Source organism: Flavobacterium praedii (assembly GCF_026810365.1).
Taxonomy (GTDB): domain Bacteria; phylum Bacteroidota; class Bacteroidia; order Flavobacteriales; family Flavobacteriaceae; genus Flavobacterium; species Flavobacterium praedii.
Map to the genome: position 1 here is coordinate 2,756,111 of NZ_CP113948.1, position 20,085 is coordinate 2,776,195.

7 protein-coding genes are annotated in these 20,085 nt (G+C 37.3%); 3 read left to right on the plus strand and 4 right to left on the minus strand.

The genetic code is table 11. The features are described 5' to 3' along the window. Nucleotides 1-361: 361 nt before the first annotated feature. The 3 genes from asnS to OYT91_RS11900 all read left to right on the plus strand — a co-directional run bounded on the left by asnS (nt 362) and on the right by OYT91_RS11900 (nt 4,001). Nucleotides 362-1,798, plus strand: coding sequence for an asparagine--tRNA ligase (gene asnS, locus OYT91_RS11890; RefSeq protein ID WP_281238126.1), 1,437 nt, complete (start codon nt 362-364; stop codon nt 1,796-1,798). A 92-nt stretch (nt 1,799-1,890) separates the two neighbouring features. Beyond that, nucleotides 1,891-3,357, plus strand: coding sequence for an RNA polymerase factor sigma-54 (gene rpoN / locus OYT91_RS11895; RefSeq protein ID WP_269221607.1), 1,467 nt, complete (start codon nt 1,891-1,893; stop codon nt 3,355-3,357). Nucleotides 3,358-3,395: 38 nt separating this feature from the next. Continuing rightward, entirely contained in the window at nt 3,396-4,001 is a 606-nt protein-coding gene (locus OYT91_RS11900; RefSeq protein WP_281238127.1) for a hypothetical protein, read from the plus strand. On the opposite strand, the gene OYT91_RS11905 is transcribed toward OYT91_RS11900, so the two are convergent. The 4 genes from OYT91_RS11905 to OYT91_RS11920 all read right to left on the minus strand — a co-directional run bounded on the left by OYT91_RS11905 (nt 3,996) and on the right by OYT91_RS11920 (nt 19,495). Further along, a complete protein-coding gene (locus OYT91_RS11905; protein WP_281238128.1) occupies nt 3,996-4,703 on the minus strand; it encodes a porin family protein in 708 nt (235 codons plus the stop codon). The two genes, OYT91_RS11900 and OYT91_RS11905, sit on opposite strands and share 6 nt — an antisense overlap. 248 nt (nt 4,704-4,951) lie before the next feature. After that, nucleotides 4,952-6,892 carry an OmpA family protein gene (locus OYT91_RS11910; protein WP_281238129.1) on the minus strand — a complete coding sequence of 647 codons (1,941 nt, stop codon included), beginning with the start codon at nt 6,890-6,892 and terminating at the stop codon, nt 4,952-4,954. A 10-nt stretch (nt 6,893-6,902) separates the two neighbouring features. Continuing rightward, complete coding sequence (locus OYT91_RS11915; protein ID WP_281238130.1) at nt 6,903-7,829, minus strand: PorP/SprF family type IX secretion system membrane protein; 927 nt, start codon at nt 7,827-7,829, stop codon at nt 6,903-6,905. A 35-nt stretch (nt 7,830-7,864) separates the two neighbouring features. Next, nucleotides 7,865-19,495, minus strand: a complete 11,631-nt coding sequence (locus tag OYT91_RS11920; RefSeq protein ID WP_281238131.1) for a cadherin-like domain-containing protein — start codon at nt 19,493-19,495, stop codon at nt 7,865-7,867. Between the last annotated feature and the right edge of the window lie 590 nt (nt 19,496-20,085).

Here is a 20,085-nt window from a genome sequence, read left to right on the forward strand (position 1 = left end):
ATCGCAAAAGTATAAAAATCCATAAAAGGTTTTGTAGTTTGTGGTTTTGCGATAAATTTGAATCCAAACATACTATCATTGAAATAGTAAGATGTTGCCGTCTTACTATTCAAAGATGGCAATCAACAATGTACCTCCAAATTTCTTAAATTTTGCAAAAGATTGATTATCGAATTGATTTTGCAATTATCTTTTACTTTGTTATCAAAAGTAAAAGATAGAGAAAATAGCAGGAAATAGCTTCTCACTTAGAGAGGGTCTGTGCCAATTTTTCAAACAATTTCTTTTATATTTGCACTTAGATTAAAACACTGATTTTTGTATTAATCGAAAATCTGAACTTTAAAATCAAAAAATTAAAATGAGACACACAAAAGTTAAAGACTTACTAAACAGTACATCTACATTACACGAAATCAATGCAAAAGGTTGGGTTAGAACTTTTAGAAATAATCAGTTTATTGCTTTAAATGATGGTTCAACCATTAATAACATACAATGTGTTGTCGATTTTGAGAATACACCAGACGAAACATTGAAAAGAATTACAACTGGAGCAGCTATTTCGGTAACTGGGAATTTGGTTGAGAGTAAAGGTGCTGGTCAAAAATTTGAAATCCAAGTCAATAAACTGGAAATTCTTGGCGATTCGGATGCAGAGAAATTCCCAATACAACCAAAAAACAAACCAAGCTTAGAATTCTTACGCGAGAATGCTCATTTACGCGTGCGTACGAATGTGTTTGGCGCTATTATGCGTGTGCGTTCAGTTTTGTCGTATGCTGTTCATAGTTATTTTCAACAAAAAGGTTTTGTATATGTGAATACACCAATCATCACAGGATCTGATGCTGAAGGTGCGGGTGAAATGTTTAAAGTAACTGCATTGCCATTTGAAAATACACCAAGAACCGAAGATGGAAAAGTAGATTTCAAAGAAGATTTTTTCGGAAAAGAAACCAATCTTACGGTTTCTGGACAATTGGAAGGGGAAACATTTGCGATGGCTCTGGGTCAGATTTATACTTTTGGACCTACTTTTAGAGCAGAAAATTCAAATACTTCTCGTCACTTAGCCGAATTTTGGATGATTGAACCCGAAGTAGCTTTCAATGATTTGAATGACAATATGGATCTTGCCGAAGATTTTATTAAATATGTTGTAAAATATGCCGTTGATAAATGTGGAGAAGATTTAAAATTCTTGGAAAGTCGTTTGACTGAAGAAGAAAAATCTAAACCACAAGCAGAAAGAAGCGAAATGCCTTTGTTGGAAAAATTAGGATTTGTAATGGATAACAATTTCAAACGTGTTTCCTATACCGAAGCGATTGATATTTTAAGAGATTGTACACCGAACAAGAAGAAAAAATTCAATTATATCATTAACGAATGGGGTGCTGATTTACAATCGGAACACGAGCGTTATTTAGTAGAAAAGCACTTTAAATGTCCAGTAATTTTGTTTGATTATCCTGCTAATATCAAAGCATTCTATATGCGATTGAACGAAGATGGCAAAACGGTTCGTGCCATGGACATTCTTTTCCCAGGAATAGGAGAAATAGTAGGAGGTTCACAAAGAGAGGAACGTTTTGATGTTTTGGTCGAAAAAATGAAAGCCTTAGGAATACACGAAGAAGAATTATGGTGGTACTTGGACACCAGACGATTTGGATCTGCAGTGCATTCTGGTTTTGGACTTGGATTTGAAAGATTGGTGTTATTTGTAACTGGAATGACTAACATTCGTGACGTAATTCCTTTCCCAAGAACGCCAATGAACGCAGAATTTTAAAAAGTTTAATGTTGTTTTATAATTGTTTAAAGTTGTTTGAACCACAACAACTTTAAACAATTAAACTCTTAAACCTTTAAATAATAAGACAAATGTTAAAGCAATTTTTAAATTTAAAAATATCACAGAAATTATCTCCACAACAAATACAGTTGATGAAGTTAATTCAGTTGCCTACGCAAGCATTTGAACAAAGATTATTAGAAGAAATGAATGAAAATCCTGCTTTGGAATCTGGCAAAGAGGAGGATCTTCACGAAAAAGATGAATTTGACAACGAACAATATGACGACTATGATGATTCTGAAGCAGATAGAATTGAATCTGAAGATATAAACATAGACGAATATTTAAATAATGATGACACCCCAGATTACAAGACACAAATAAGCAACTATAGCGATGACGATGAGGAAAAAGAAACCCCATTTGCAGCCTCAATAAGCTTTCATCAGGATTTAATCAATCAATTAAATACTTTTATTTTAACTGACGAGGAGCGAGATATTGCGGAGTTTTTAGTTGGCAGCATAGATGATTTAGGATATTTAAGACGAAGTATTCCTGATTTGGTGGATGATATGGCTTTTACTCAAGGGCTTTATACCACGGAAAAACAAGTCCAAAACATCTTGCATATTATTCACGAATTAGAACCTACCGGTGTCGGTGCTCGTGATTTACAAGAGTGTCTGTTATTGCAACTAAAAAGAAAAACCCCAACAGAATCTGTGGATCTGGCCACTTTAATGATCGAACAACAATTTGATGCATTTGTAAGAAAGCATTACGACAAATTGATTCAAAAATTCAATATTTCTAATGAGCAGCTTAGAAATGCAGTTCATGAAGTAGAAAAATTAAACCCAAAACCCGGAGGTTCTTTTACAGGAAACAATAAAATAACTGAAAATGTAGTTCCTGATTTTGCAATTAGAATTGTAGATGGCGAATTAGAACTTACTTTAAATGGCAGAAATGCCCCCGCTTTGCATGTTTCTAAAGATTATCAAGAAATGATGCAGACGTATAAAGAGTCGAAAGATAAATCCCATTCGCAAAAAGACGCTGTACAGTTTATCAAACAAAAATTAGATTCGGCCAAATGGTTTATTGATGCCATAAAACAACGTCAAGATACTTTGTTTGTGACCATGAATGCCATTATGCATTACCAAAAAGACTATTTACTTGATGGAGATGAAACCCAATTAAAACCGATGATTCTAAAAGATATTGCTGATAGAGTTGGACTTGATATTTCGACCGTTTCTAGAGTTGCCAATAGTAAATATGTCGAAACACCTTATGGAACAAAATTGGTAAAAGAGTTTTTCTCAGAAGCTATGAAAAACGACCAAGGAGAAGAAGTTAGTACCATTGAAATAAAAAGAATTCTTCTCAACACCATTGAAGAAGAAGACAAAAGCAACCCACTACCTGATGATCTGTTGGCAGAAATTCTTAAAAATAAAGGATATCCAATAGCCCGAAGAACCATAGCCAAATATCGCGAACATCTAGAAATACCTGTTGCTCGAATGAGAAGAAAATTATAGATCCCTATTTAAATACTGTTTAAAACCTCTTTTCGAAATTGAAAAAGATACTACCAATATTCTCCTATATTTTTCATCCGATTTTTATTCCGGTGCAAGCTAGTTTTTTCTATTTTTTATTCCATATTACCGAATACAAAATAGAACAAATTGCTACTTTTCTTTTGCAAATAGCAATAGTCACAATCTTGATCCCAATGGCATTGTTTCTGGTATTGCGCTATACCGAAAGAGTAGACTCTATTATGATTGCAAATTTGGATCAACGCAAAATTCCCTTGGTTTTTCAAAGTTTTTTAATCATTCTATTGTTGCGAAAAAGCATCACATTAGAACAATTCCCTGAATTACATTTCTTTTTTTTAGGTGCTTTATTTAGTACTTTATTTGCCCTAGGATTATTATTTATAAAAACCAAAGCCAGTCTCCACATGCTAGGTATTTCTGCATTAACCGTTTTTATTTTTGGTATGAATATACACTTACAATTGGGCAATATTTATTTAGTGCCAATTATGCTTTTAATGAATGGTTTTGTAGCCTCATCGCGTTTGGTTATGCACGCACATACTCCAAATGAATTGATGATTGGTTTATTCGTAGGGAGTATTCCTCAATTAGCCTTTTTATTTCTTTGGTTATAAAATATAGAACACAATCCCAATACTTAGGATATCCATTTTTATAGGGACTGAATCAATTTGCGCTGAAGGTTTAAAAAGGTTGTTCAAACCGTAATATACCTGTAAATTAAAGGAGCTATATCCTATCGAAAGATACACTCCATAAAGGAATTCTTCAAAATCTTTATTATTTTTGATTACTATTTTTTGAATACTATCATCAAATACAGACTTATCAGATAACAAATAACTAAATTTAAAGCCTCCATAAATTCTAAAAAAAGTAAACTCTTCGGGTGTCGAAGTTCGCCATCTAAATTCAATAGGAACTTCAACTCGCCATTTTTCAAACCTATTCTTACTGTAATCCACATTAGACGGAATCACACCATAAATTGGATTTTTTCCACTTCCAACAATAGCCATATTTTGAATATAATTATCAAATGAAAAACCAATTCCAGGAGCAATTGCCAAAGTTCTACTTTTATTTAAAGGCATATCTCTAAGAAATCCAGCAGAAAAACCAAAAGATATTTTATTTTGAGAAACACCAACTGGTTTTGTAATTATTGAATTGTAATTAATCCCAGCATAAAATTGATCTTCCCTGTAAAGACTATCAATTTTAACATGCAGTGTATCTATAGAAAAAGGCACTTCTTGTGACAACCCTTTAAAAACGGATAAAAAAAGAAAACATCCAAGAAATATTCGCATCATTCTTTTGAAAGTTAAATTAAAAACAAACTATTTTACAGCAAACTTAATACTATTACTTAACACCCAGATTTCGCATAGAAATTTACTATATCTGAATTCTAATGCTGAACATGAATTAAAATTACACTTACAAATATACCAATTTGATAGTTTGCTATTACTTTTTAAAAGCAAATTAAAAACCACAAAAAAACCCTTCAATCATAAACATTAAGAAAGAAGGGATTTGGTTTTAAATACGATTACATTTACTGCATCGAAACAATTATAAATTCGCTTCGTCTGTTGGCTTGGTGTTCTTCTTCGGAACATTTTACACCATCGGAACATGGATTAACCAATTGAGATTCTCCATATCCTTTCCCGATTAATCGTGCTGAATTAATACCGTTTTTAACCAACCAAGCCACTGTAGCTTTGGCTCTTCTATCGGATAATTTCTCGTTGTAAGCAGCGGTTTGGCGGCTATCGGTATGCGAACGAACTTCGATTTTCATCGCTGGGTATTGCTGCATAACGGTCAATACTTTGGCCAACTCGTAACTGGCATCCTTACGAATGTATGACTTGTCCAAATCAAAATAGATCATCGGAATGTCTAAGGTTTTGGCCAAATCTGTTCCTACGGTTATTGGCTTGATTCTTCGCTCCAACTCCATCGAGTAGTCTTTGCTTCCGCTGAAACTTTTTGATCTAACTGATCCTTCTTTGGTTTGATAGTCCTCTTTCTCGGCTCTTACATAATACGTTTTACTGCAATCTACTGCAAAACTATACCTGCCTTGAGCATCGGTTTGGGCAACTTGCAACGGTTTGAAATTGGAATCAAATAAACTCATCTTTGCATTCGATACTATTTCTTTGGTTTCTTGATCTGTTATCAAGCCCGAAAGCACTTGATCACAAATCAATTTTTTGTACTCCACAAATCGGTAAATATCATCGTATCCTTTTCCGCCTTCTCTATTGGATGTGAAAAATCCATTGCGCTTTTTATTGATTAAAAACGCAAAATCATCTTGATTACTATTTATTGGCTCCCCAACGTTTTGAATGCCATAAAAACTATCATCTACCTCTTTTCTGGCCACAAAAATATCCAATCCTCCTAAACCTGGGCGGCCATCGCTGGCAAAAAACAATTCATTTTCTTCCGATACAAACGGAAAGGTTTCTCGGCCTTCGGTATTGATTTCCGGCCCTAGATTCTCTGCAGTTCCATATGTACCATCTTGATTGATTTTAACCCTAAACAAATCCGACTGCCCTAATGTCCCAGGCATATCCGAGGCAAAATACAGGGTTTTTTCGTCTTGGCTTAATGCTGGGTGAGCCACGCTGTATTCATTGCTGTTAAATGGCAATTCTGTTACATTGCTCCACTCGCCTTCTGTATCCAATGTGGCTTTGTAGAGTTTTAATAAAGTGTTTTTACTCGAATCTCTTCCTCTTTTGCCTTCTAGGTAGTTGTTTCGTGTAAAATACATGGTTTTGCCGTCTTGGGTAAATATCGGAGTTGATTCATTGAACTTCGAATTGATCGTACGTACAAATCGTTCCGGAATTCCCATCTCTCCATCGGGTTTCATCTCTGATGCATACAAATTGGTAAAGGATTTGTTGGTCCATTTGAATACTTTCTTGGAAACACCTCCAGTATCTCTTGCGGAAGCAAATACTAATTTATCGCCTAAAAAGGAACTCCCATAATCTGAAAATGCCGAATTAACTCCTGCATCCACTACTTGAAAACGTCCCGAATTGGCCTTGATTTCCTCTAGATAATTTTTATTCTCTTTGAATAATATCCCTCTTTTATCGTTACCACTTTTTAAATTAAACTGTTCCAACATTTGATCCGACTTTTTGTAATCTCCTGTTGATTTTAAGGTCTGTGAGTAGCGGTAATAATATTCGGCCTCTTGATTGGGATACAATGTAAATAGTTGCTCATACCATTTTGATGCTTGTGGCAATTCGGCTTTAAAATAATAGGCATTCCCTAACTTTTGAAACATCTTTTCGTCTTGGTATCCTTTGGCTGCCACTTTCTCATAATTGACTATGGCATCGACATAAGCATAACGATCGTAATTGACATCCGCTTTGGCAACTGTTTTTTTTTGGGCGTACCCTGAGGTCAACAAAAGCAATATAAAAAGGCTATATAGTGTAGTTTTAATTTTCATAGGTGTGGTTTTAAAAGAATCTTGGGGAGATAATTTTGTCAAACTTGTTAAACAATTCGTATCGCAAAAAGATTTCGTGGGAACCCGAATTGTATTGTGCCAATTCTGTTGTGTCAAAATCATAACTGTATCCTATAAACCATGAATCGCTGGCTTGGAAGCCCACCATGGCGCTCATCGCAGCACTCCATCTGTAGGCTAATCCCGCTACGAATTTTTCGTTCATCATGAAATTGGCGCTCACGTCCACCTGAAGTGGTGCTCCTTGTACGTATTTGCTTTGCAACGAGGGTTTGAATTTTAGACTTGGATTTAAATCAAATACGTATCCTGCTATCAGGTAATAATTGATTTTCTCGGTGGCAATATGGCTGCTTGAACTCGAGGTGGCCGTCCCATCAAAATGTACCGTTTCGATTAAATTGGGCGCTGACAATCCTAAATAACCATTATCCGAATGCAAGTAAAACCCAACTCCAATATTGGGCGAAAATTTATTGTCGATATTCTCTTCAAAAATAGCATCGCCTGGCTTTTGTTTCAGTTTTGTAAAATCAACGTTTAATAAATTTGCGCTACCTTTTAGTCCAAATGACATTTTATATTTATAATTTACAGGGATAGTGTATGAGAAATCAACGGCTATATTGTTCTCATCCGATGGCCCTATTTGATCGTTTACAAATGACAATCCCAAGCCTACTTTACTATCATTTATTGGTGTATTGATCGAAAAGGTGTTCGTCACCGGTGCGCCATCTATTCCTACCCATTGATTGCGGTGTAATGCAAAAATACTCATGGCTTGTCGAGATCCTGCATAACCTGGATTCACGACTATCGTATTGTACATGTATTGGGTGTATTGCGCATCTTGTTGGGCAAAGCCTACAAAGGATAAAAGCATTAATACCAACCCTATTATTTTCGTTTTCATGTGTGTGTTTTTTTTAAGCTTAGGGACTTATCCAACTATTTTCTGTTCAAATACAAATATCCTGATTTCTCAAATGCATTATTGGCACTGTCTCTGTATTTCAGTATATAAAAATAGGTTCCTACCGGTAATTCTGATGATTTCTCTATGGTTACTCGACCTTCGGAAACTCCTTTAAAAGCCCTATCTTCATTATTGTAATGCTCGCGTTCGAATACTAAAACACCCCAACGGTTGAAGATCTCTATCGAATTCTCCGGATAACATTCTAAGCCTTTTACATAAAACTTGTCATTGATCCCTGCCGAACCATCAGGTGACACTGCATTGAAGACTTCTATTGCACAGCCCGAAACACTCAGTACCGTTGGATTATCATCCACCAAATTCAACTCGTCCGATTTATCTTCTACTACTTTTCCGCTTGGTGCGGTACCATAAACAGTAGCTTGATTTGAAATACTTCCTAAATTAATATCTGATTGCTTAATAAAATACAAGCCCGAGAAATGTGTCGTACTGACTTCTCCTATGGCCAATGTTAATGGAGATCCTGACATGATAACTCCTGGTAATGGATCACTAATAGTTACATTACTCAATGGTGTATTACCTGTATTGGTTATTTCAAAACTGTAGGTAATGGTTTCCCCTGGCTGTGCATATCCATCGTTGTTCTCATCCCTGAATTTCGCCGTTTTCACTAAAGCAATACTAGGCCTTTCTACTACAATAGTGATCGTGGCTTGACTGCAATTGCTAGGATTGGCTTTCTCACAAATGCTGTAATTTAAGCTATAGCTACCCCCTGGTGTATTGCCCAACACATTCAACAGCCCATCTGTTCCTATTGTGAAATTTGGACTTGGTGTCAATGTGATACTTACATCTGAAGCCTTAGCCGGCAATCCATTGATTGTGTCATTTGACAATACATTGAGAACTCCTGTTAATGCTTGAGTTCCATCTACTGTTCCTGCATCGTCATTGACCGCTAGAATATCGGCATAGGTTTTACAACTGATTCCAAAATCTAAATTCAAATTAACTTTTACTGATTCTGTAAACTGAGCGTACAAAATAGTATTGGTGGTTAAACCACAGTCAACATAACTTTTTGATTTTTCTGTACGCGCTTGTTTTAGTGTTCCGCTTGGCAATACTTTAACCAATCCAGAAGCTGACATCGCCTCAGAAGCTTGTTCAAAATTAGCTTCTTTTATAAACTCAATTTTATATTCTCCATAAGCTCCTTGTGGCGCTCTTGTTCTCCAATAGCCTTCAACTCCCATCGTTACGCTTCTGGAGAATCCATTAGGACCCGTTACAAATATATTAGGAACATTGGTGGTACCATTACCAAATCCTGCAGCGTTCAATTCTCCAGCATTTTGGATCCCTTTATAACTTCCATCGCCATTAAAATCAATCCATTCCCATTTACTGAAATCAATTACGCCATTTGCATCTGGTATGTTTTTAGTCACAAGACCATCGTTATTGGCATCATACCACTCGTCTTGTAGCCCATTATTGTTCAAATCGTACCATACAAAATCACCTAAAACTAATAAATCAGTTTTATTATATCCAAAATCAATCTTTTGATACTTACAATCTTCTACTTTTAATATCAAGAAACTTGGTGTTGTATTATACAACTCTTGGGCCGCATTCAAATTCGCGTCTTGAACCTGGATTACATAATCCCCCGCTACCATTCCTGTAAATGAATAGCTGCCATCTGCTTTGGTAATACTCAACAAAATTGGACCGGTAGTAGTATTTATTGGTTTTAAAGTCACCGGAACATTTCCTAAGGGGGTATTAGTAAGCTCATTTTTAATTAAACCCGATATAGCTGTTGATAAACCACAACCAACTGTTACTGTAACTATAGCCGTATCACAATTATTTAGGTTTAATTTATCACAAATGGAATATGTCATTGTATATGTCCCAGACGGTGTAAAGGCTGCCATTTCAACTGTCCCATCTGATTTTAATGTCATAAAGCCCGTTGGATCAGCTGTGACTGTCGATATTAGTACATTGCTCAAAGTAGCTTTGGCCAAATCTACAGCATCATTATCCAATACATTTAATACCTCTTGAACTGAATTGCTGCTCAACAAAGATCCCGATAAATCATCAGCTGCAAATATAACCGGTGGGGCAGGTAAAATAAAGACTACCTCTAATGTAATTGTAGCTGAAGTTGCATCAACAGCACCATTATTATCTGTTGCAGTAAATGTAAATGTATCATTTCCTGTGAAACTTCCGCTTGGATCGTAGGTCAACAAAGCAACTTCTGCTGATGTCAACACTTGATTTAACGTTACTGCCGTTCCTGATAAAGCTAAAGTTCCGTTTGTTGGTAAGCTTAAAACTGTGTAAGTGGCTATTGTTCCGTCAGCATCTGCAGCTACCAAAATATGGATAGCTGTTGGTCCAGCATTAGCTGATATATTAGTGTTAATATCATCAACCGCAACAGGCGCATCATTGACAGCTGTCACAGTAACAACGACATCGGCTGTATCGGTCAAAACACCATCGGTTAAAGTATACGTAATCGTTGGAACAACTCCATTGTAATTAGCAACGGGTACAAATGTAAGACTTCCATCAGCCAATATCGTAAGGCTTCCAACACTAGGAATCGTTACTGCTGATCCTACGGTTTGTAAGCCTGCAATTCCGGCAATTGTATATTCTTTTACTTCTAAAGTTGCTGAATCGATATCACTATCTAATCCTGCTGTTGCATCAGTGTCCGTGATCACATTGCCTGTAATGGAAACCGCATCTTCTAGCCCACTGTAAGCATTGTTTTGTGCTATTGGCGCATCATTTACTGCTGTTACTGTAATTGTCAAAGTAGCTGTATTGGATACTAATCCTAAATTATCATTTACAGTGTAATTAATTGCAGTGGCTGTTCCGTTAAAGTTTAATACTGGGGTAAAAGTGACTACTCCTGTAGCAGCTACACTGTAGGTTCCTTCCCCTGTTACGGTGAATGTCGGTTGAATTCCTGCTGTAGCTGGGTCTAAATCAACTGTCGCTACATCAATGGTTCCGTCAACATCGGTATCTAATCCTGCAGCATTGGTTGCTACATTGATTGTTACTGGAGTATCTTCGGTTGTTGTGGCGGTATCGTTATTGGCTATTGGCGCATCGTTTTCTGCTGTTACTGTAATTGTCAAAGTAGCCGTATTGGATACTAATCCTAAATTATCATTTACAGTGTAATTAATTGCAGTGGCTGTTCCGTTAAAGTTTAATACTGGAGTAAAAGTGACTACTCCTGTAGCAGCTACACTGTAGGTTCCTTCCCCTGTTACGGTGAATGTCGGTTGAATTCCTGCTGTAGCTGGGTCTAAATCAACTGTCGCTACATCAATGGTTCCGTCAACATCGGTATCTAATCCTGAAACATTGGTTGCTACATTGATTGTTACTGGAGTATCTTCGGTTGTTGTGGCGGTATCGTTATTGGCTATTGGCGCATCATTTACTGCTGTTACTGTAATTGTCAAAGTAGCCGTATTGGATACTAATCCTAAATTATCATTTACAGTGTAATTAATTGCAGTGGCTGTTCCGTTAAAGTTTAATACTGGAGTGAAAGTGACTACTCCTGTAGCAGCTACACTGTAGGTTCCTTCCCCTGTTACGGTGAATGTCGGTTGAATTCCTGCTGTAGCTGGGTCTAAATCAACTGTCGCTACATCAATGGTTCCGTCAACATCGGTATCTAATCCTGCAACATTGGTTGCTACATTGATTGTTACTGGAGTATCTTCGGTTGTTATGGCGGTATCGTTATTGGCTATTGGCGCATCATTTACTGCTGTTACTGTAATCGTCAAAGTAGCTGTATTGGATACTAATCCTAAATTATCATTTACAGTGTAATTAATTGCAGTGGCTGTTCCGTTAAAGTTTAATACTGGAGTAAAAGTGACTACTCCTGTAGCAGCTACACTGTAAGTTCCTTCCCCTGTTACGGTGAATGTCGGTTGAATTCCTGCTGTAGCTGGGTCTAAATCAACTGTCACTACATCAATGGTTCCGTCAACATCGGTATCTAATCCTGCAGCATTGGTTGCTACATTGATTGTTACTGGAGTATCTTCGGTTGTTGTGGCGGTATCGTTATTGGCTACTGGCGCATCATTTACTGCTGTTACTGTAATTGTCAAAGTAGCCGTATTGGATACTAATCCTAAATTATCATTTACAGTGTAATTAATTGCAGTGGCTGTTCCGTTAAAATTTAATACTGGGGTAAAAGTGACTACTCCTGTAGCAGCTACACTGTAGGTTCCTTCCCCTGTTACGGTGAATGTCGGTTGAATTCCTGCTGTAGCTGGATCTAAATCAACTGTCGCTACATCAATGGTTCCGTCAACATCGGTATCTAATCCTGCAACATTGGTTGCTACATTGATTGTTACTGGAGTATCTTCGGTTGTTGTGGCGGTATCGTTATTGGCTATTGGCGCATCATTTACTGCTGTTACTGTAATTGTCAAAGTAGCCGTATTGGATACTAATCCTAAATTATCATTTACAGTGTAATTAATTGCAGTGGCTGTTCCGTTAAAGTTTAATACTGGAGTGAAAGTGACTACTCCTGTAGCAGCTACACTGTAGGTTCCTTCCCCTGTTACGGTGAATGTCGGTTGAATTCCTGCTGTAGCTGGGTCTAAATCAACTGTCGCTACATCAATGGTTCCGTCAACATCGGTATCTAATCCTGCAACATTGGTTGCTACATTGATTGTTACTGGAGTATCTTCGGTTGTTATGGCGGTATCGTTATTGGCTATTGGCGCATCATTTACTGCTGTTACTGTAATTGTCAAAGTAGCCGTATTGGATACTAATCCTAAATTATCATTTACAGTGTAATTAATTGCAGTGGCTGTTCCGTTAAAGTTTAATACTGGAGTGAAAGTGACTACTCCTGTAGCAGCTACACTGTAGGTTCCTTCCCCTGTTACAGTGAATGTCGGTTGAATTCCTGCTGTAGCTGGGTCTAAATCAACTGTCGCTACATCAATGGTTCCGTCAACATCGGTATCTAATCCTGCAACATTGGTTGCTACATTGATTGTTACTGGAGTATCTTCGGTTGTTGTGGCGGTATCGTTATTGGCAATTGGCGCATCATTTACTGCTGTTACTGTAATTGTCAAAGTAGCCGTATTGGATACTAATCCTAAATTATCATTTACAGTGTAATTAATTGCAGTGGCTGTTCCGTTAAAGTTTAATACTGGAGTGAAAGTGACTACTCCTGTAGCAGCTACACTGTAGGTTCCTTCCCCTGTTACAGTGAATGTCGGTTGAATTCCTGCTGTAGCTGGGTCTAAATCAACTGTCGCTACATCAATGGTTCCGTCAACATCGGTATCTAATCCTGCAACATTGGTTGCTACATTGATTGTTACTGGAGTATCTTCGGTTGTTGTGGCGGTATCGTTATTGGCAATTGGCGCATCATTTACTGCTGTTACTGTAATTGTCAAAGTAGCCGTATTGGATACTAATCCTAAATTATCATTTACAGTGTAATTAATTGCAGTGGCTGTTCCGTTAAAGTTTAATACTGGAGTAAAAGTGACTACTCCTGTAGCAGCTACACTGTAGGTTCCTTCCCCTGTTACGGTGAATGTCGGTTGAATTCCTGCTGTAGCTGGGTCTAAATCAACTGTCGCTACATCAATGGTTCCGTCAACATCGGTATCTAATCCTGCAACATTGGTTGCTACATTGATTGTTACTGGAGTATCTTCGGTTGTTGTGGCGGTATCGTTATTGGCAATTGGCGCATCATTTACTGCTGTTACTGTAATTGTCAAAGTAGCTGTATTGGATACTAATCCTAAATTATCATTTACAGTGTAATTAATTGCAGTGGCTGTTCCGTTAAAGTTTAATACTGGGGTAAAAGTGACTACTCCTGTAGCAGCTACACTGTAGGTTCCTTCCCCTGTTACGGTGAATGTCGGTTGAATTCCTGCTGTAGCTGGGTCTAAATCAACTGTCGCTACATCAATGGTTCCGTCAACATCGGTATCTAATCCTGCAGCATTGGTTGCTACATTGATTGTTACTGGAGTATCTTCGGTTGTTGTGGCGGTATCGTTATTGGCTATTGGCGCATCGTTTTCTGCTGTTACTGTAATTGTCAAAGTAGCCGTATTGGATACTAATCCTAAATTATCATTTACAGTGTAATTAATTGCAGTGGCTGTTCCGTTAAAGTTTAATACTGGAGTAAAAGTGACTACTCCTGTAGCAGCTACACTGTAGGTTCCTTCCCCTGTTACGGTGAATGTCGGTTGAATTCCTGCTGTAGCTAGGTCTAAATCAACTGTCGCTACATCAATGGTTCCGTCAACATCGGTATCTAATCCTGCAACATTGGTTGCTACATTGATTGTTACTGGAGTATCTTCGGTTGTTGTGGCGGTATCGTTATTGGCTACTGGCGCATCATTTACTGCTGTTACTGTAATTGTCAAAGTAGCTGTATTGGATACTAATCCTAAATTATCATTTACAGTGTAATTAATTGCAGTGGCTGTTCCGTTAAAGTTTAATACTGGGGTAAAAGTGACTACTCCTGTAGCAGCTACACTGTAGGTTCCTTCCCCTGTTACGGTGAATGTCGGTTGAATTCCTGCTGTAGCAGGGTCTAAATCAACTGTCGCTACATCAATGGTTCCGTCAACATCGGTATCTAATCCTGCAACATTGGTTGCTACATTGATTGTTACTGGAGTATCTTCGGTTGTTATGGCGGTATCGTTATTGGCTACTGGCGCATCATTTACTGCTGTTACTGTAATTGTCAAAGTAGCCGTATTGGATACTAATCCTAAATTATCATTTACAGTGTAATTAATTGCAGTGGCTGTTCCGTTAAAGTTTAATACTGGAGTGAAAGTGACTACTCCTGTAGCAGCTACACTGTAGGTTCCTTCCCCTGTTACGGTGAATGTCGGTTGAATTCCTGCTGTAGCTGGGTCTAAATCAACTGTCGCTACATCAATGGTTCCGTCAACATCGGTATCTAATCCTGCAACATTGGTTGCTACATTGATTGTTACTGGAGTATCTTCGGTTGTTGTGGCGGTATCGTTATTGGCTATTGGTGCATCGTTTTCTGCTGTTACTGTAATTGTCAAAGTAGCTGTATTGGATACTAATCCTAAATTATCATTTACAGTGTAATTAATTGGAGTGGCTGTTCCGTTAAAGTTTAATACTGGAGTAAAAGTGACTACTCCTGTAGCAGCTACACTGTAGGTTCCTTCGCCTGTTACGGTGAATGTCGGTTGAATTCCTGCTGTAGCTGGGTCTAAATCAACTGTCGCTACATCAATGGTTCCGTCAACATCGGTATCTAATCCTGCAACATTGGTTGCTACATTGATTGTTACTGGAGTATCTTCGGTTGTAGTTGCGGTATCGTTATTGGCTACTGGTGCATCATTTACTGCATTTACTGTGATCACAACATCAGCTGTATCGGTTACTCCATCTGTATCTACTATCACATATGGAAACGTTACTGATCCATTATAGTTTGCATTTGGGGTGAAACTAATCACTCCTGCCGCTGTAATTGTAACTGTCCCGTTGGTAACTGCAATAACTTGTGCAATGCCTGGTGTCAAGGCTACGCCATTGATGGAAACTATACTTACAGCACCTTCTAAATCACTATCTGCAATACCTGTAGTTAATGGGGTTAAGGCTACTACCGTATCTTCATCCGTTGTGTAGGCATCATCAACAGCTACTGGTGCATCATTCATACCTGTAATCGTAATATCAATAATAGCAACATCTGTAAATGTACCATCAGACATAGTATAATTAAAGTAATCATGTGCGGTTGCTCCTGCTGCTAATGTTTGGGCATTGTTCGCAACATAAGTATAGCTACCGTTTGTATTTATGATAAGATCTCCATAAGTTCCTGTCAATATTGAACCAAGGGTTCCTGCTGTACCTGAACCTTCGGTATTTCCTAATCGAATTGCAGTTACTGTTTTGGTCGATCCAGTATCAACATCGGTATCATTACCCAATACACCATTTGCTACAACAGTTAATGTAGCATCTTCATCAACACTACCAGCATCATTTACGGCTACTGGCGCATCGTTCATTCCTATAATAGTTATATCGATAATAGCAATATCTGAATCTGTACCATCAGACATCGTATAGTTGAAGTAATCATGTGCAGTTGATCCTGCTGCTAATGCTTGGGCATTGTTCGCAACATACGTATAACTTCCGTTTGTATTTATGATAAGATCTCCATAAGTTCCTGTCAATGTTAAACCAAGGGTGCCTGCCGTACCCGATCCTTCTGTATTCCCTAATCGAATTGCCGTTACTGTTTTGGTAGCTCCAGTATCAACATCGGTATCATTACCCAATACACCATTTGCTACAACAGTTAATGTAGCGTCTTCATCAACACTACCGGCATCGTTTGCCGCTATTGGCGCATCATTCATTCCTGTAATCGTAATATCAATAATAGCAACATCTGAATCTGTACCATCAGACATCGTATAGTTGAAGTAATCATGTGCAGTTGATCCTGCTGCTAATGCTTGGGCATTGTTCGCAACATACGTATAACTTCCGTTTGTATTTATGATAAGATCTCCATAAGTTCCTATCAATGTTAAACCAAGGGTGCCTGCCGCACCTGATCCTTCTGTATTCCCTAATCGAATTGCCGTTACTGTTTTGGTAGCTCCAGTATCAACATCGGTATCATTACCCAATACACCATTTGCTACAACAGTTAATGTAGCATCTTCATCAACACTACCGGCATCGTTTACTGCCACTGGTGCATCATTTCTCCCTGTAATAGTAATATCGATAATAGCAACATCGGTATCTGTACCATCAGACATCGTATAGTTGAAGTAATCATGTGCAGTTGCTCCTGCTGCTAATGCTTGGGCATTGTTCGCAACATACGTATAACTTCCATTGGCATTCAAAGTAAGTGAACCATAAGTCCCTACTAGTATGGAACCAAGGATTCCTGCTGTACCTGAACCTTCGGTATTTCCTAAACGAATTGCTGTTACTGCTTTTGTTGCTCCTGTATCAACATCGGTATCATTACCCAAAACACCATTAGCAACAACGGTTAAAGTAGCATCTTCGTTTACACTTCCTGCATTGTTTACCGCAACTGGAGCATCGTTGACTGCATTTACAACAAAAGTTATATCTGCATTATCACATGCCCCTGAAGTATCACATAATCTATAAGTTAATACTGCCGTACCATTATAATTATTCGCTGGATTAAATGTTACAATTCCTGTTGCAATAGCCAAACTCCAAACTCCTGTTGTATTAGTAAATGTAGTTTGAATTCCAGCTAAACTTGTATCCATGTCAACAGTAAACTGTCCTAACGTATTTACTGGTGCTGTGGGATTTCCTTCAATATCGGTATCATTGGTAATTATATTTATAGTCCCATTTACCCCATCTTCCGTCAACGAAGAGGCATTTTGATCATTATTAGCTACGGGAGGAAAATTTAATAAAGTTAAATTAGCAGATCCGGATGTCTCACTTCCACAAATATTACCGATTTGAGTTACAAGTACTCTATAATCATAATTTTTCATTCCTAACGTAACTCCCGTCAATGTTAAATTAGCAGTTTGAGAATTAGAATAAATTCCTCCGTCAACAATGTATATCCAAGTGGTACCGCCATCGGCACTTTCCTGCCATTTATAATCAGTACCTCCAGTTACAGAAAAAGTTACTGAACCACCAACATTTGTAGATTGATCAGTTGGATTAGTCACCATAACAGTTACAGAGTTTGAATACGTTCCAGCATAAGAAGCGGCTATTACCTTCCCATCTGCAGCATTTACTGCTGGCAAACCTGAACCATATTGCCCATTATCTATTCCTGACAGATTTCCATCGGCATTGTTTGAAGCATAATATTCATTGGCATCAGAACAACCATCACCATCTGAATCTAAGTCGAATTGGTTTAAAATACCATCTAAATCAGTATCATACCTATCATCAATTCCATCGCTATTTGTATCCACAAAACCAGAAGTAGTTGGATCAAAATAATTTGGAATTTTATCTGCGTTTAAGTCTCCAAAAGGGTCTGGTAATATACCATTTTCAACGGCATCTAAAATCCCGTCATTATCATCATCTAAGTCACAGTTTTCTGGAACTCCATCCGTATCAGTATTCCCTACATAATTTGGATTTTCAATTGGAATATATAATGAAATAGAACCACCTGCTCCTCCATCCTTGGAATCATTTCGGTAACCATTTAAATGTTGACCCCCAATACCTCCAGTAGTAGTATAAGTAACATTTGCTGGGATAGTCGCTTTTGAATACAACAAAACACCACCACCACCACCACCACCTGGCCCGTGGTATGTATTTGTATTTAAATCTTGACCATCTCCGCCATTTATAGTAACACTAAGATTTGTAGTATATTTTATCACTTTTAAGACAACAGTTCCTCCTGCTCCTCCACCGCCTCCACCATCTGGAGCTCCAACTGGATTTACCGCTAAAGGTGACAATCCGTTGGCACTTATAACATGTCCATTTCCAATAATTTCATCTGCAAAAATGATTACAATTCCTCCACCATCTGCAGCAGTAGACGGATTATTTGTAGAAACCCAACCTGGACCACCAGCACCACCAAAAAAGGCCTTATCTTGAGCTAAATAAGAAGTCATTGCATAACCACCAACTCCTCCAGCATTTGCTCCCCCCGCATTACACCAACGCTTTCCTCCATCTCCACCAGCGCCATAATTGGATCCTCCACCACCTCCAGAATCACCTGAGACACCAGATCCACCACCATTTGCCCTTGGAGCTCTACCTCTATCTGTTAATGGATCAAACAAAGCGATTCCTTCCCCTCTAGTATAAGATGAAACATTAGTATCAGGCAAAACAAATTGAGTAGCTGGATTAATAGTACAATTGTCAGGAGTTCCATTAATAGGCATTTGAATCCCTTTAAATCCACGTCCATTTACATCAATATCTGCATTAAAAGTTATTGTTTTAGCACTCAAGGCTACAACTCCACCTGTTCCTGTAGCATCATTCCAATCGACTGAAGTTAAAGTTCCATTTATATTAGCTGAATTGTAATTTGGAATTCTTACGATTTGCACTTTACCGATAACGTTATAAGATCGAATTAAAGGATAACGAGGCGTTATTACATTTCCTGCAATACTTGCTATTTCAAAAAATTCGTAATTACCAGCATCATTAATAGCTGATATACTTCCTCCTGTTGCATCGTTTAACGTACTGACTGAAGCCCCTTTCATTTGAATAATAAGTGCTTTGTCTCCAATTGAAAAAGCAGAGGCATCCGTAACTGTAATTGTATGCGTACAAGTCAAGTCACAAGCTCCACAGACAGGTAAATTTAAACTAGTTACAGCTGTATAAGAATTTACAACTCCTGAAATATTAGTTTGAGAAATAGTTTTATTACTTAGAAGAAACAAAAATAAAAGCACAGAAAAAATTGCTTTTTTCTTAAAAAAAGTAGTTTTATGCATAGGTTGTGGTATTTAATGGGGTACAAAAATTTAAAAAACTAAAATTTCATCTAATCATTATGAATTCATAAGAAAAGAAATTATAATAATTTTTAAACGCGGACAAAAGTAACAAACAACTTACTCATTAAGATCTATTTGTCGTTTAAGGGCAATTTTCAACTATAAAAAACAACATTTTCAATTAATAGTAAGAGATATTGTATTTAAATATAGTCTTTTAAGGTGTTTTGAAATGTAAATATGAAGTATAATTTTTACAATAAAATAAATGTTGTGTAAAAAATTGCTGGAGGGTATGAAAAAGCACTTTTTAAAAATGCTTAATTTTTTAAATAAACATTATTTTAACATGCCTCATGTAATACTACTTATGAAATGTTTTTATAAAAAATATAAAATTGTTTGTAATACTGCACGAACAAAATAACATCGAAATTGTATTTATTTGTTAACTCTTTATTTTCATTAACAATTCCAACAAATTCATTAAAAGAGATATTATCACAATTTTCTTTTACAATTAAACTCGTTTCTTGTCTTGTTAAGCAATCAATATTTCTATCCCCTTTTTCACAATGCAAAAATTT

What these genes read in the sequence shown, in the direction of transcription:
- asnS (WP_281238126.1), top strand. Translation starts at nt 362, where the DNA reads ATGAGACACACAAAAGTTAAAGACTTACTAAACAGTACATCTACATTA.
- rpoN (WP_269221607.1), top strand. Translation starts at nt 1,891, where the DNA reads ATGTTAAAGCAATTTTTAAATTTAAAAATATCACAGAAATTATCTCCA.
- OYT91_RS11905 (WP_281238128.1), bottom strand. Translation starts at nt 4,703, where the DNA reads ATGATGCGAATATTTCTTGGATGTTTTCTTTTTTTATCCGTTTTTAAA.
- OYT91_RS11910 (WP_281238129.1), bottom strand. Translation starts at nt 6,892, where the DNA reads ATGAAAATTAAAACTACACTATATAGCCTTTTTATATTGCTTTTGTTG.
- OYT91_RS11915 (WP_281238130.1), bottom strand. Translation starts at nt 7,829, where the DNA reads ATGAAAACGAAAATAATAGGGTTGGTATTAATGCTTTTATCCTTTGTA.
- OYT91_RS11920 (WP_281238131.1), bottom strand. Translation starts at nt 19,495, where the DNA reads ATGCATAAAACTACTTTTTTTAAGAAAAAAGCAATTTTTTCTGTGCTT.